This is a genomic window from Euhalothece natronophila Z-M001, from assembly GCF_007904085.1.
Taxonomy (GTDB): Bacteria; Cyanobacteriota; Cyanobacteriia; order Cyanobacteriales; family Rubidibacteraceae; genus Halothece; species Halothece natronophila.
Genome location: NZ_CP042327.1, coordinates 13,260 through 26,290 on the forward strand (window position 1 = coordinate 13,260; position 13,031 = coordinate 26,290).

The following is a 13,031-nucleotide window of genomic DNA, read 5'->3' on the forward strand; positions in this document are numbered from 1 at the left end:
AAATAGTGATAAACGTTAATACTTACAGTTTCTTTTATTAGCATCCTTTTAGTGATTAGATGCAATTTAACAAGCGACCTTATATTTATTTTTTAGTTACAAAAGGGTATAATGCCTCTATTCCTTGTAATGGCTTATTTTTAGCTATTTTCACACTGTCCCCTTAGATTATGATCACATGGTATTTTATATTTTCTTAAGGTGGGGCGCGATCGTGTTGAACTTTAAAATTATGCCCCTTTTTCTTGTCAGACATTTTACACTGCTTGCAACCACCAAGTAGAAAAAGAGAAGACATGGGGGGGAGGGGGCAAAGACATGGGGGGAAAAAAGCTAATATGTTGAATAATCATAAAAACTTATAATCTTCATTACAATAATATAGTAATACAAATAACAATAGTGATTTAAAAAGGGAAAATAGAGTGAACAAAAAAAATCCCCAATAATGGGGAAAAACGATACAATTATCCTGAAATGAGTTTTTTTGTTTTGACCTTGACCTGCTGACCTGACTTGCTCTCTCTTTTCTCGCGTCTCTTTCTTCTCGCGCTCCCTCGCGTTTTTTTCCTTCCTTTTTCCTTCCTTACTAAATTACGTGAAACGATTTTTTACTCACTATTGATCACTTATTTATAGCAATCCTAAATCAGTTGTAAAAATAAGCAGTCATTAATTAAGGAGCATCTTACTGTCTTTTCTTGGGAAAGAAACCGTATTTATGTAATTTGGTAAACTCAAACACTTCGTTTTGAAGGAAGAACTTAAATAGCCACTTGACTAGGGCAAATGAGTTGAGTTTATACCAAAACTTTCTCAGAAAATTCTTAGCTTTTAACCAAATATCTTCTACTGGGTTTTGATCAGGAGCATTTGGGGCTAAAATCTCACAGTGAATTGGTCTTTCTGAAACCTCTAAGTTTTGATTATTTTCCTTTAAATATTCTTTCATTTCTTTGTACCTGTGATAACTGGCTCCATCCCAAATAATTAATAATCGACTTGTCGGATTTATTGCTCTTAATTTCTCTAAAAATGAAACTGTATTTTTCGCATTTCCTTGATCATATTCTTCCACTAAAAATTCTTTGGTTTGATAATTTAAGGCTCCATAGTAGGTAGCGCGAGCGCGCTCATTTGTCATGGGAATTTCTAACCTTTCTTCAGTCTCTCCCCACCCATATCCACAAACATCTCCCCATAAAAGGTGACATTCATCAATTAAATACACCACCAGCTCTCCACTCTCTATCTCCTGACGATTCGCTTCTAACAACTCACAAAGTTCTTCCTGCCTTTTTGCCACCAGTTCTTCATTTCGCTTGGGATTTTTTTTTGAGTTTTCTTCCAACTCATTCCTGCTTCTTTTAACAAATTATAGTAACTTTGCTTGGACTTAAACTCGACACCATAGTAATCTTCTATATGAGCTTTCAACTCACTAAAATGTACTTGAGTTTTTTGTTCTAACCAGTGGATTACCTTGGCGCGATTGAGCTCCGCTCACCGAATCGAAGATTCGATCGCGCTTTGATAGATACCCTTTAGAGCCTTGATATTTGAGTTTCAACCCCTCTAAACCTTCCCAAGCATATCGAACTTTCCATTTACTAATAAAAGCTTCAGAAACTCCTAAGATTTCTTGGATTTTGGTTCTTTTTACCCCTTGCGCCAGCATCTGTACTGCCAAAGCTCTTTTTAGTTCTCTCGGTTCGGGATTACTGTCAATAAATTGGTCTAGCTTTTCTAAAGTATTTATTGAAAACTGCTCACTCATTTTCTTCAATCCTTTTCTCAATTGGGCTATCTCAATGAAAAATTTATGGGAGATGGCGCGGACTACTCTGCTTGTGTACGCAATTAGCTCCGAGTCGTTGCTACCAACAGCTTTAACTCCTAGTTCTCGCTCTCAGCGCCATTTTAGAAAACTATTTAAAAATTTACAACTGATATAGGATTGCTATATTTATTTATAAATAAATTGATATTTTTATATTATGCCAATATTTTCAAAATAATATTGAGTTCCCCCCACTCACTTCGCTTGTTTTATGGTGTGATTTAAATTTTATTCTAAAAATAGCTAAAATGATGAAACATTTTAGAATATATTAGTAGATATTAGAAGAAGATAATAGAGGTGGCTTAAGTGATTTTGTTGTTGCTTAGGAGAAAACTGTGTAAAATGAACTAATATATGCTAATCTATATTATATTTTTAGTAGATTTTAGTATATTATAACGTTATTGAATCACTATAATTTCTTAATATTAAACATATAAGTGAGAGATATAAATCACTTATGATTAAGAACACAGTATATTTTAGATATCAATCACCAGCAAAAGTGAATAGTAAGAAAGGAAGGTTATTTAAGTATCTTAATCAAATTGATTCGGGGGAAAGAAAAACAAGGATCTACAATGCGATCTACAACTATTATTATCCGAAAGCTATAAAACATTTAGGTACTGTTTCAGGTCACGAGTTCAAAGAGATTACAAGAAAATGTATTGGTGACTTATGGGGTCAAATACAGAGTTTGGCAATTATAGCAGGGTTGGATGTGGAAGAAATGCTAGGGAGAAGGGTGAACTCGGTTGGAGAAGCAAAAGCCCCGTCAACCGTAGAATTGAGCCAACAGTCAAGTGAAGACTCAAGCAAGGAAGAGAAAAAGGAGGAAGAGAAAGAAAAAACGAAATCAGAGTTAATTATGGAAGCGAGAAAGAAAGAGACAGAAAGACATTTTCCGATAGACAATGATAACAATCCAGAAGGTGAAGACGTATTAAATAGTATGATAGAATCTTTTTAGATAAAACATGAAAAAATGTTGAAGATAGAAAGAGATTAAGCAAGAAAACAGTTAAAAAAGTAAGTAAAAATTAGATCATAACATAGCTACAGAAACAGGTACTCAATTATTAGGACTGTAAAAAAAAATCCCCCTAAGTAATAATAAGGGGGAGTCTGACTAAAGTTAAGATTGAACTAAACTATCTAGGCGTTTCTGTCTGTTAGAATCAAAATGATAACCTCTTTATGCTCTAAATAATCTAGTGAAAAGACTTTGGTATAAATCTTTTCATCTGGGAAACTCGAAAACTTACTTTTGATTTTCTTTGGTGTTTCTTTTGAATTATTTTTGAGGTAATAAGTATCAGGCTTACGGCCTTTTCCTTGTTCGCGATCTACTTGGTTTTCTTTGAATAGTTCCATCAATCCATTGTAGGTAGCGGGTTCAGAATAGTCTATTGCCTTCGCAATTTCTTTGAGTTTTCCGGTCGGGTTATGTTTTAAATAGCTTAATATCTTTTGTTTTTTAGTCATATTAAAATTTCTCCTTATGAATTATTAGTTTTAATGACGTTAGTCGGTCTTTACAGAAATTGAATGCTTTTGAGATTTTAATGACTAAAAATGTCTATTGCTTGGCTCAGAAAATCTTAATTCTTCCTCAATTATTCTGAGTTGTTGTATAATATTTCCGAGCTAACTTTAACGACTTCTTTAAGACATAATCAAGTCATTAATGGTCAGCGATTTTTTTTCTAACCTTTAACTCAATATTATTTATTTATTTTAAAGACTAATTTTTTAAATTTATAAAGATAGCCCAGGTTAATTTTTAGCTTAACGCTTATTATAATGATGAATAATATTAAAAACTAAGGAGATACGATCACGCCCAGAAAAATCTATCCGTGATTCATTTTATGTTCAATTTTTTGTAATTAGCCTTATTATTTTGGGCTAAGTTGGCGGCGATGCTCCCAACGCGATCGCGACAATGAGACAAGCTGGCAACTCCGTTTTTTCCTCCAACGCAGCGATATCTTTCCCTCCATTTGCCAGAAAGTCCCTCAGTGATTGAATCATAGAAATTACCGTATCAGCAAAAATCTTTTGGCAATCCTCATCATCAATTTTCAGATACTCCCTGAGTATTTTTAGACTAAGTAATCCACTGGAGGTTATTCCAACTCCTATAAATCTCTTATATAGGAACTGGAATAATCTTAGTAACCGATCTTTACCGCCAGCTTGATTGATTAATTTACTGACACAGCTTTGCTTGACTCCGAGCTTTTGCCCGATCTCCGTTTGGGATAATTTTCGGAAGTCTTCTCCCAATTCCAAACCAATCTGGATTAATCGCAGTTTGTTTTGTTGGGAGGTACTGCCAGCTTTTTCTGTCCATTCGAGTGCGTGGCTATAGTGAACTGTTACCCCCATAGCTTCAAGGAAGGTAAAGTCGATATTGGTGGCAATGAGGTAGATAGTAAAATTCTGGTCGGGGTACAAGTGGCAGCGTTGTCGCCCTAACAGTTGAATAATCTCAGCTTGTCTCAGAGAATCATAATAATCATCAAACCCTTTGAGCGTGCCATGAATGGTGTAATATTCATCTTTGACCATGCCATAGTTCTGATAAGGAGTTCCCACGGCGATTAAGTTTGGCACGCCCTTTAGGGTGTTAGTGCTACGGCTGTCATGGAACCAGTAGCCATCTATATCTAAATAATTGGTATCTTTCCATGCGATTAATGCTGATTCAGTATCAATGTATTCTGATTTAAGATGATCCACTAAAGCTAATTGGCGGCGCTGGCAATCGGGAGAATACTGCCGTGATCGCATTCCCTCCATGTAGATAGCTTTCACTGTTAGATTGCTTAAATCAGGCTGTTCTTGGCTAATAACGGCGATTTCTTCCCGTGGCACTCCTAGCTTGGCTGCTAACTCTTCTGGTGACATGGTGGCATCAGCAAAGATATTAGCTTTCATGTCATGGGCGATCGCGCGGTGTCTTTCATAGGCAAGTGTTAGTTTAACCTTGCCATGACCAATTCTGACAACGCCATCTTCTTTTCCAAAGAGAATGGCTAAAATTTCATATAATCCCAGTGTGGGAATATTGGCAATTACCTGATCATTATGCTGGGAGGTTTCGCCATGAAGGTAACTATCTGCCAGCGCGATCGCGCTTTTCCACTTCTTCCGTTCTGCTGGGGTTAACCCGTTATAGCGATCTACTTTGTTGGTTTTGTAATCAGCCAATCCCTGATCAGCAACGGCGCGATGTTTTTCGATAATTTGCCAGACAATTAATAAATCTTCTTTGAAGCCATCATAAGGGATAATTCCTAAAAGATACTGAAGGCTTTCTTCCTCAGTTGCTTCAGGAAGCGAGGTTGCACCATAATGGGGAACTTTAATCTTCCCTGCTAACATCGCATTGATATTTTGTTTATATGGCAGTAATCGTTGGTAAACTTTAGGGGCTTCTTCTTCAATCCAGTTCCATTGCTGATCTAAATCAGTCTGGCTTAAGATACGCTCTTTTGTGGCTTGGAAGAGGGTGCTAGCTTCCTCAAAAATGGCAATATCATTTTCGTAAGATAAGCCATCTTCAGGGCAATCAGGATTGGGCATGGAATCAATATGGGCGCGAATAGCAGGATTAGCCAGTGCATCTCGTCTTTCTCCTTTGTAGCCAAATTGAGTACAGCTTCCACGCTGGGGACAAGTGGCACAAATGAAGTTATCCTTACCATCGTTGGTGGCAGTATTACGGGAATTAACATCATAGCCTTTAGCAGCTAACTTATTAAACCGATCCGCTTGAAAACAATTCCCCTCGATGTCAGGTTCGGGCTGTTCTTTACTCCACTTCCAGCGTCGAACATAGGGATCACCTGTGGCGGTTTCCCGTGTTGTATCCTGTACTAAGCCATTATGACGGCTGGGGAGATCTGCTTTTTGGGCGGCGGTTTCGGTGGTGGGGTTACGATGATCCGCGTGGATATACCATGTTTTTCCCTCGCTACTTTCTAGCTGGTTTAATTCGTGGGTTTTCCCTGTTCCCGTGGCGCTTGTATCAAGGATATAGTGATAACCTTTTTTGATTAGCTCTTGAACACAGGATGAGCGTTTCCCTTTTTTGAATTTAATTTCATGGAGAATGCCATTAGAAGGATTTTTCTTAGGAATCTCATCTTTGCCAAAGATAAGTTTCTTCACCTTGTTAACTTCTCTTTCAAACCGTTGGCGGTTCAGGATTTCATCAAATCCGTTGAATTGATGGCCAGCGTGCTTCTTGATTAATTCAATGAAATCTTGCCCTTTTTGGGTTTCCCATTCTTTTTGGGAGATTTCTTTGCCACCAGCTTCCGATTCTAGTTCGCGCTGATAGCTAGCTTGCTCTGGATTTTTGGCAAGATAATCACTAGGAGAAATTAGCGCGATGTCGCTAATGGTTTCCTCTGATATCTCATCAATATCACCATTGGATTTTTCTATCTGATTCCACCAAGCGATAGAAATCTCCTCATATCCCCATTCTTCTAGGAGATTGAAAAGCTCAATCGAAGGCTCAATTACTCGTGGATTTAAGACCGCGCCAGCATCAGGAATAAAGATTAATTCCGTGGCTTCTAATTCCTGTAATGCTGAATTGAGTAATTGGGGAGATTGGGGGAAGAAGGAGACACCAGCAAAGCCAATGACGGGATAACCTAATCTTTCGGCGGCGATCTTTGGCTTCCATTCTAAGCCCTCACACAAGCCCACACGATTAGGAGATTGAATCTCAGACGGATAGTAAACGGCTAGTGGATACTCCCCTGTTTCCTTGTCTTTTTGGGTGCATCCCTGCTTATTAGAAGCTAGCCAAGTGTATTTGCCGTTTCCTGTCTCTTGGGCGTTGGGATCATGGAAGCGTAAAGCCACATACTCGCCATTCTGGTTGGGAATTGGGACAACAATCCCATCACAAGGATTATTAAGTCCTCTTCCATAGCGGTTAACACCAGCTAAAGCAGGGCTGACAGGGGTTTCTAATTTTTGCCACTTGCTAACGCTACGATATCCCCCAGCTTGAATCTGCTGATCGCTTAATCCTCTGGCTTTTAGTTTCTCTCTATGTTCATCAGTGAGAGGTAACTGAGAGAGAATCTCTCTGATTGCGCGATCGCGCTCTTGATTAGATAGGGAAGATTTGATTTTCTGATTCTCTTGCTCTAGCCATCTTTCCTTCTCTCGTCGCTTTTGTTCAAGCCATTGCTGTTTCTTCTCTTCGGAAAAGTCGCTGATTTCCGATTCCAGCTTATACATTCTGAAGCCGTGCTTATCCTCTTTCAGGAATCGGTAAGCAGGAGAAGGATTTTCACCACGGCAGTGAGTAACATTCGTTTTTGTATTAGTTCGACAACCTTTCTTTGTTTCCCCACAAACAGGGCAGGGGTTTCGGTGGTTGTGGCGTTCCCAGACTCTAGCCATTAGTCCGCCTCCCCCGTTAGTGCGACTGCGATGCGCCCTAATTGAACAATGGCGGTTGTTGGGGAAAAGGCAAATTTGGAATAGGGTTCTTGATTTAAGAGTAGGTGGGAACTATGCTTCGTTTTAGTTTTCATTGATTTCCTCCTCTTGGGATGGGAGGAGTAAACCAGAAATCGATCAGAACCCTATTTTTTCACTTTTTCTAAACTATGCTAGAATACTAATGTGTAGTTAGTTTCTAGTAGCGTTTGGATTAAGAGCGAACAGTGAGCGTTTCTGATTAATTCTTGGTTAGCTCCTCCCGTTTACTTGGGTATCGTTCATCGCAACAACTAATTTCCAACGCTTAGTGACTTCAGAGGCTTTGGCCTCACCTGAGCGCAAAACAGGTCGAACTCTCGACCTTGAGATGCGCGGGCAGATAAGCCCTCATCCTACTTGTTCACGACTGCATTTTCATTAGAGGTTGCTGTATTATCAACTGAAGAATTATACTTAGTTTTTGAGTTTGAGGAATTGGTCTTTGATGTTACAAAGGCCTTGATAAACTTAACTAGCCTATCTTCCTCAATAATGGTCAGTGTACCACGTCCCTGTTTCTTAATCCACAAAAATTTTTCATCACCAACTTGGCCATATAAGTGTGGAGGGTGATGCTTATTTATCTTCGTTTCCCCCATTAGTAACAATATCCTAACGGAGGGCTTTCTCGTATCATTAGATTTTCCACCAAAAAGACTACGCTCATTTTTTTGTAGCCACCTAAAGCATTCAGGAATATAGTCAGAGGGATCAGGTTTCCAGATGTTCTTTCCTCTGTTGTTAACGCGACGAATATAGAAAGTTTCTTTATCCTCACGATAAGTAATTATTGAATCATTCATCTTCCGATGACAAATGGCAAAGTAAATTTTTTGAGGAAAGCGTACAAATAAATCAATTTGATTAACCGTTGCGACATCTTTTGGTACTTTAACTTTTGGAATGATCTCAATACCATCGTCTTCAAAATGTTCTAATAGGGTTTCCATTATATGAATCATGTGAGATAAAGTAGCAATTTCCTTGACTTTATTCCCACCAAGAATACTGAAAACAACGGAAAACATTGTATTAAGCCAGAGAGAACTAATTGCTCCCCCATAGTTTAAAATTGCTTTTAAAACCTGTTTATTTCTTTCTTTTTTTAGCTGATTAAGAGCTTGATCATTATCAAATTCACCAATTGGAGGATATTTCCCATCTTCATTGCGGAAATCCAAGTCTGAAATCATTAGTTATTGAAGAGTATTAAATAGTTTTTATAACTTGAAAGGAAGTTTTTATCACGTGAAAGAAAGTTTTTATAACTTGAAAGGAAGTTTTTATAACTTGAAAGGAAGTTTTTATAACTTGAAAGGAAGTTTTTATTTGGTTGGTTCTCCATTTCTGCTAATCCAACCATTGTTGCTTCTCGTAACAGTTTCGAGAAGCTCATTCCTCGTCTTTCTGCCAGTTGTAGCGCTTTATGGTAGGCACTGGCAGGTAATCGCAACCCGAGACTTTTTTTTAGCAATGGTTCAGTTTGCGGATCAGGGGTCGTAAAACGCCCTAGCTCATCATGAGTTTGCTTTAGTTTTCGCATTTTCGGCTCTTTTTTCATTACTTTTCAAATTCTTTTTAATTATTAATAGGTGCGACTAATAGTTAACACATCAGCGAGTTGGCATTTCTCTTAATATACCCTTCATATAAGGCTGATAGAAAAATGTCGGTGTGTTAAGTATTTACCGCACGGATTAATAACTTTTGTTTTTCTTTTTGAGTTACTTTTTGTTTTTTTTGATTTTGCCATTTTGGGGGATACAATTTGCTAAAATGCCTATAATATCCGTGGTGTAATGGTATAATTAAAGGAATTAGTCATGAGGGAAAAATCAAACCCTATGCTCTGTCCTTGACACGATAATATCATGAATGATTTAGCTTTGGGCTTTAGCACTTTAGACACTACGCAACCTTCCCTAAGTGAAGATGAACAACGGGATCGATTATATCGAGAGCGAAAAGTAGAATGAGATTTCTATAAAGCGGACACAAGTTTAGCTCAACTGCGCGATCGTAAGACTTATATCTCGTTGGAAGCCTATGTTCGTGACTGTTTTGGGTCTCAGCGTCGTCACTCCCATCAATTAATAGCCGTTAGGCTTAACGGGAGAAGTTAAACAACGCAAAGAACGACAAGTGCATTCCTTAACGCTAAATGATTAGCAAAGGGGATAACTGCAAAAGATTAATTGCTCTCTCTTGGTGGATTGGTGATGGTTTGATGTAAAATTAGTCTTAAGTTAGTTTCAATGGAAGAAGAGGCTACCCATAACGTTATGGGTAAACTGGAAAGCGAATAATCATTATCCTGTGAGCATTATTAGCCTTGTTAATCAAAAAGGGGGTTGTGGAAAAAGTACAACCGCCGTTCATTTTTGGTAATGGCTCTCCCCAGACAAATCAGTTAGTTTCATGAGTGAAGATGAACAACTGGAAAAGCAGTGGAATCAGCAGGGGGAAAAGTTCCTAGTTCTCGACCAGTGGCTCAGACAACTCAACCCCTGAAAGAACGAGCTACTCAAAACAGTCATGAGTCTAACCCCCATTATGTTGGAGAAATTTGTCAGTTCCGAGTAAAAGATCATCCTAACTTACGGGAATTTTTAGACTTTGGTGGACTTGTTAGTCAAGTACATGATTATTATTTGGAGGCTCGGAGAGGGTGAGAAATACCTGATCATGTATGATAAAAGTATGATGAGCAAAGGGGATAACTGCAATGAGAGCCACAATTTATTTACCTGATGAGCTTGCTCAACGCATTCAAGAAAAGCTCGATCAAGAAGGACAAAGTAAAGAAAACCTTTCCCAGTTTATTCAGAAAGCCGTAGAGAAGGAACTTGCCCAGAAAGACGTTTCTCATTTTTTAGCATTTACAGGCGTTGTCAAATCTGCCCCCAAGCACGCTGATGAGGAGGCGGAAGACTTTTGAAGACGGCGTTGGTTATTGATTCGGGTCCTTTAATTGCTACCCTATTTGAAAAAGATAGGTATCACTTACAAGCGGTTAAAGGTTTTCACCAATTAAAGCAAGAAGAACGAACGTTAATTTTACCTCTTCCCATCGTTTTTGAAGTCCATCGCTGGTTGTTGCAACAACAAGGTTCTCAGTTAGCACAAGCTGTGTTTATCGCCATTGATCGCAGTTTTCAAATCTATGCTATTACTGAAAGTGACTTCTCAGCAATTAAACAAATTGTTCTCGATCTTTCCCACTGGGAGGGAACTTTAGCTGATGCTTCTGTCGTTTATGTGGCGATGAAACTTCGGTGTCCTGTGTGGACACTTGATTATCGAGATTTATCCCGTTTTTCCAAGCTAACTTTTTGGACTCCTCAATAGGAAAGTTGATAGAGGATGCGATCTCAAATTCCTCTCATCTCTGTAAGGCCTCCTATGACTAAACTTGCTTTTGCTTCTGATTTTTTCCTCGTTGATTGGCGATAATTTGAGTTATAATTATTTTGAAGTTGGATTTTATGAAAGAAAAGGCTACCCATAACGTTATGGGTAAAGTCAAAAGCGAATAATCATTATCCTGTGACTGTTATTAGCCTTGTTAATCAAAAAGGGGGTTGTGGAAAAAGTACAACCGCCGTCCATTTTGCCTACTGGCTCTCCCAAGACAAATCAGTTAGCTTCATTGATGCTGATTCTCAAGAATCTAGTTCGGGATGGCTGGCTCAGTTAGACTCAGTTAACTTCTCTTATCAGGCAATTTTAGATCCAGAAGCCTTATTTGATGCGATTGAAGTAGCTCAAGAACAGTCGGACTTAGTCGTGGTTGATGGACCTGGGAGTTTAAGTGAGGTAACAAAAACCATTCTTGATTTATCTGATTTGACGCTTGTTCCTTGTCAGCCGTCAGGGTTGGATTTAAGTAGTAGTAACCAAATTTTACAAGTGATTCGTCAGCGACAAAAAGTCCGTCAGGGTCGTCCTTTAGTGGGCTTATTTCTGAGTCGTGGTGTTAAAAATACGATCTTACTGCGAGAAGCCCAACAAGCTCTAAAAGCTGATCAACGGTTTCCCTTATTAAATACGATTATTTACCAACGGCAGTGTATCTCTGATGCACCCGTTCAAGGGGCAACGGTTTTTGAGAATTCTAGTTCGTCTGCACAAGCAGCCGCCAAAGATTATGTTTCGTTATTTCAGGAGGCTTTGAAGATCCTTGGCTAAACGACGTAATGTTCAATCTTTTTTAGCAGAACTCCCGAAAGAAGCGGAATCGGATTTATTAGTTAGCGCGATCGTTCCTTCTCAACTACAACCGCGCCGTTATTTTGATGACGAAAAACTGGAGCAATTAACGGGTTCTATCAAAAAGCATGGCATTCTAGAACCGTTATTAGTTCGTCCCTTACAGAAGGGAAATCATCAATATGAGTTGGTAGCTGGAGAAAGACGGTTTCGTGCAGCGCAAGCATTAAGATTAGAAACAGTTCCTGTGATTATTCGTGATTTAACTGATGAAGAAGCCTTGGCCCTATCTTTAGTTGAAAATTTAGCGAGAGAGGACTTAAATGCAGTTGAGGAAACGGAAGGGGTAATTGCCCTATTGGGGATTGAACTCAACTTAGATCATTCTGAAGTAGTTTCTCTCCTTTACCAATTAGATAATCACAAGAAAGGAAAGGTTACCCATAACGTTATGGGTAAAGAAACAGTTGAGCAAGTGGAAGCTATTTTTGAGGGGTTAGGGTATAGTTTCTCTTCTTTCATTGCTAATCGTCTGCCTTTACTCAATTTACCACAGGAGATTCTAGATGTTTTGAGAAGCGGGAAGCTGGCTTATACGAAGGCAACTGCTATTGCTAGAGTAAAAGATGAAGCCTCGCGACAACAATTACTCGCCGAGGCAGTTGAGGAAAATCTATCTCTCAATGAGATCAAAGAACGGGTTAAGGCAATTAAGAGTTCTAAGACTGAGAAAGTAACTCCCGTACAAAAAATTGACCGAACGGTTAAGCAATTAAAATCCTCTCAACTTTGGAAATCTGATCCTGAAAAATGGAAGCGTGTGGAGTCTCTCTTGGCGGAAATGGAAAGTTTAATTTCTCAAGAATGATTTCAACCTACCACAGGTAACTTTTCTCCTGTCATTTGTCGTTGTCTTCTAGTTATAGGGTTGGGTTGAGATGATAGAGCGCACTTGCCAACTTTTTTAGAAGTTAAGAGAAACCGAGACACTACCAAGAAACTGGTTAATCCTTGGTTAGCGTTGAGTGACTTTTACGCTGTCGTTCGCAAACTGACAGAAAAGGGATAAGACAACTATTGCCATAAATTCAACTGGGACTTGTTTTTCAAAAATAGCTTGATACTATACAGAAGTAAAACTTGAGTGTAAATCAAGAAAACAATGATTCGATGGCGACTAAGAGAAATTATGGCACGGAAACGAATGAGCAATAACGAACTGGCAGAAAAGCTCCAAATCAACAGAGTATCAGTGTCTCGGCTCAAAAATAGCGAGACTATGCCTCGTATTGACGGTCAGACTTTGGAAAAAATCTGTAAAGCCTTAGATGTGACTCCTGCAGATCTATTAGAGCTAGAGAAAGAAGAATCACATTCTGATCCTACGTAACCCTTGACTAAATATAGTTATACTGATTATTCTTAGCTTTTAACTTTACATATATAGCTTTAGACGCTA

General features: G+C 38.6%; 12 protein-coding genes and 1 pseudogene. 7 read left to right on the top strand and 6 right to left on the bottom strand.

Annotation, left to right across the window (positions count from 1 at the left end; translation table 11 throughout):
- Positions 1-688 precede the first annotated feature (688 nt).
- Positions 689-1,777: pseudogene (locus FRE64_RS16500) on the bottom strand (IS630 family transposase).
- Between the two features lie 526 nt (positions 1,778-2,303).
- Between FRE64_RS16500 and FRE64_RS16505 the strand changes: the two are divergent.
- Positions 2,304-2,816, top strand: a complete 513-nt coding sequence (locus FRE64_RS16505) for a hypothetical protein (protein ID WP_146297445.1) — start codon at positions 2,304-2,306, stop codon at positions 2,814-2,816.
- 185 nt (positions 2,817-3,001) lie between these two features.
- Here the strand turns inward: FRE64_RS16505 and FRE64_RS16510 are convergent, their stop codons facing one another.
- The 5 genes from FRE64_RS16510 to FRE64_RS16525 all read right to left on the bottom strand — a co-directional run bounded on the left by FRE64_RS16510 (position 3,002) and on the right by FRE64_RS16525 (position 8,924).
- The gene (locus FRE64_RS16510; RefSeq protein ID WP_146297447.1) at positions 3,002-3,331 is read right to left on the bottom strand and encodes a hypothetical protein; all 330 of its coding nucleotides are present in this window, start codon (positions 3,329-3,331) and stop codon (positions 3,002-3,004) included.
- Between the two features lie 423 nt (positions 3,332-3,754).
- Positions 3,755-7,282: a helix-turn-helix domain-containing protein gene (locus tag FRE64_RS16515; RefSeq protein ID WP_146297449.1), complete on the bottom strand. Its 3,528-nt coding sequence runs from the start codon at positions 7,280-7,282 to the stop codon at positions 3,755-3,757.
- On the bottom strand, positions 7,282-7,416 hold the full coding sequence (locus FRE64_RS18145) for a hypothetical protein (RefSeq protein WP_281286914.1): 135 nt from the start codon (positions 7,414-7,416) through the stop codon (positions 7,282-7,284). Before FRE64_RS18145 ends, FRE64_RS16515 begins: the two co-directional genes overlap by 1 nt.
- A gap of 300 nt (positions 7,417-7,716) precedes the next feature.
- The gene (locus FRE64_RS16520) at positions 7,717-8,556 is read right to left on the bottom strand and encodes a hypothetical protein (protein WP_146297451.1); all 840 of its coding nucleotides are present in this window, start codon (positions 8,554-8,556) and stop codon (positions 7,717-7,719) included.
- Positions 8,556-8,924: a hypothetical protein gene (locus tag FRE64_RS16525; protein ID WP_146297453.1), complete on the bottom strand. Its 369-nt coding sequence runs from the start codon at positions 8,922-8,924 to the stop codon at positions 8,556-8,558. Before FRE64_RS16525 ends, FRE64_RS16520 begins: the two co-directional genes overlap by 1 nt.
- A gap of 886 nt (positions 8,925-9,810) precedes the next feature.
- Between FRE64_RS16525 and FRE64_RS16535 the strand changes: the two genes are divergently transcribed.
- From FRE64_RS16535 to FRE64_RS16560, 6 genes are all read left to right on the top strand, one after another.
- Positions 9,811-10,035, top strand: a complete 225-nt coding sequence (locus tag FRE64_RS16535; protein WP_146297455.1) for a hypothetical protein — start codon at positions 9,811-9,813, stop codon at positions 10,033-10,035.
- A 53-nt stretch (positions 10,036-10,088) separates the two neighbouring features.
- Positions 10,089-10,301 carry a hypothetical protein gene (locus FRE64_RS16540; protein ID WP_146297457.1) on the top strand — a complete coding sequence of 71 codons (213 nt, stop codon included), beginning with the start codon at positions 10,089-10,091 and terminating at the stop codon, positions 10,299-10,301.
- Positions 10,298-10,711 (top strand): type II toxin-antitoxin system VapC family toxin, encoded by a 414-nt coding sequence (locus FRE64_RS16545; RefSeq protein WP_146297459.1) that lies wholly within the window; start codon positions 10,298-10,300, stop codon positions 10,709-10,711. The genes FRE64_RS16540 and FRE64_RS16545 overlap by 4 nt, the downstream gene beginning before the upstream one ends.
- Positions 10,712-10,909: 198 nt before the next feature.
- Complete coding sequence (locus FRE64_RS16550) at positions 10,910-11,551, top strand: AAA family ATPase (RefSeq protein ID WP_146297461.1); 642 nt, start codon at positions 10,910-10,912, stop codon at positions 11,549-11,551.
- Positions 11,544-12,440, top strand: a complete 897-nt coding sequence (locus FRE64_RS16555; RefSeq protein ID WP_146297463.1) for a ParB/RepB/Spo0J family partition protein — start codon at positions 11,544-11,546, stop codon at positions 12,438-12,440. Before FRE64_RS16550 ends, FRE64_RS16555 begins: the two co-directional genes overlap by 8 nt.
- Before the next feature lie 294 nt (positions 12,441-12,734).
- Positions 12,735-12,962, top strand: coding sequence for a helix-turn-helix domain-containing protein (locus FRE64_RS16560; RefSeq protein WP_146297465.1), 228 nt, complete (start codon positions 12,735-12,737; stop codon positions 12,960-12,962).
- Positions 12,963-13,031 lie beyond the last annotated feature (69 nt).

Bases quoted from the DNA above. Each gene is read 5' to 3' on its own strand.
- FRE64_RS16540 (WP_146297457.1), top strand. From the start codon at position 10,089: ATGAGAGCCACAATTTATTTACCTGATGAGCTTGCTCAACGCATTCAA.
- FRE64_RS16505 (WP_146297445.1), top strand. From the start codon at position 2,304: ATGATTAAGAACACAGTATATTTTAGATATCAATCACCAGCAAAAGTG.
- FRE64_RS16515 (WP_146297449.1), bottom strand. From the start codon at position 7,282: ATGGCTAGAGTCTGGGAACGCCACAACCACCGAAACCCCTGCCCTGTT.
- FRE64_RS16525 (WP_146297453.1), bottom strand. From the start codon at position 8,924: ATGAAAAAAGAGCCGAAAATGCGAAAACTAAAGCAAACTCATGATGAG.
- FRE64_RS18145 (WP_281286914.1), bottom strand. From the start codon at position 7,416: ATGAAAACTAAAACGAAGCATAGTTCCCACCTACTCTTAAATCAAGAA.
- FRE64_RS16520 (WP_146297451.1), bottom strand. From the start codon at position 8,556: ATGATTTCAGACTTGGATTTCCGCAATGAAGATGGGAAATATCCTCCA.
- FRE64_RS16560 (WP_146297465.1), top strand. From the start codon at position 12,735: ATGATTCGATGGCGACTAAGAGAAATTATGGCACGGAAACGAATGAGC.
- FRE64_RS16510 (WP_146297447.1), bottom strand. From the start codon at position 3,331: ATGACTAAAAAACAAAAGATATTAAGCTATTTAAAACATAACCCGACC.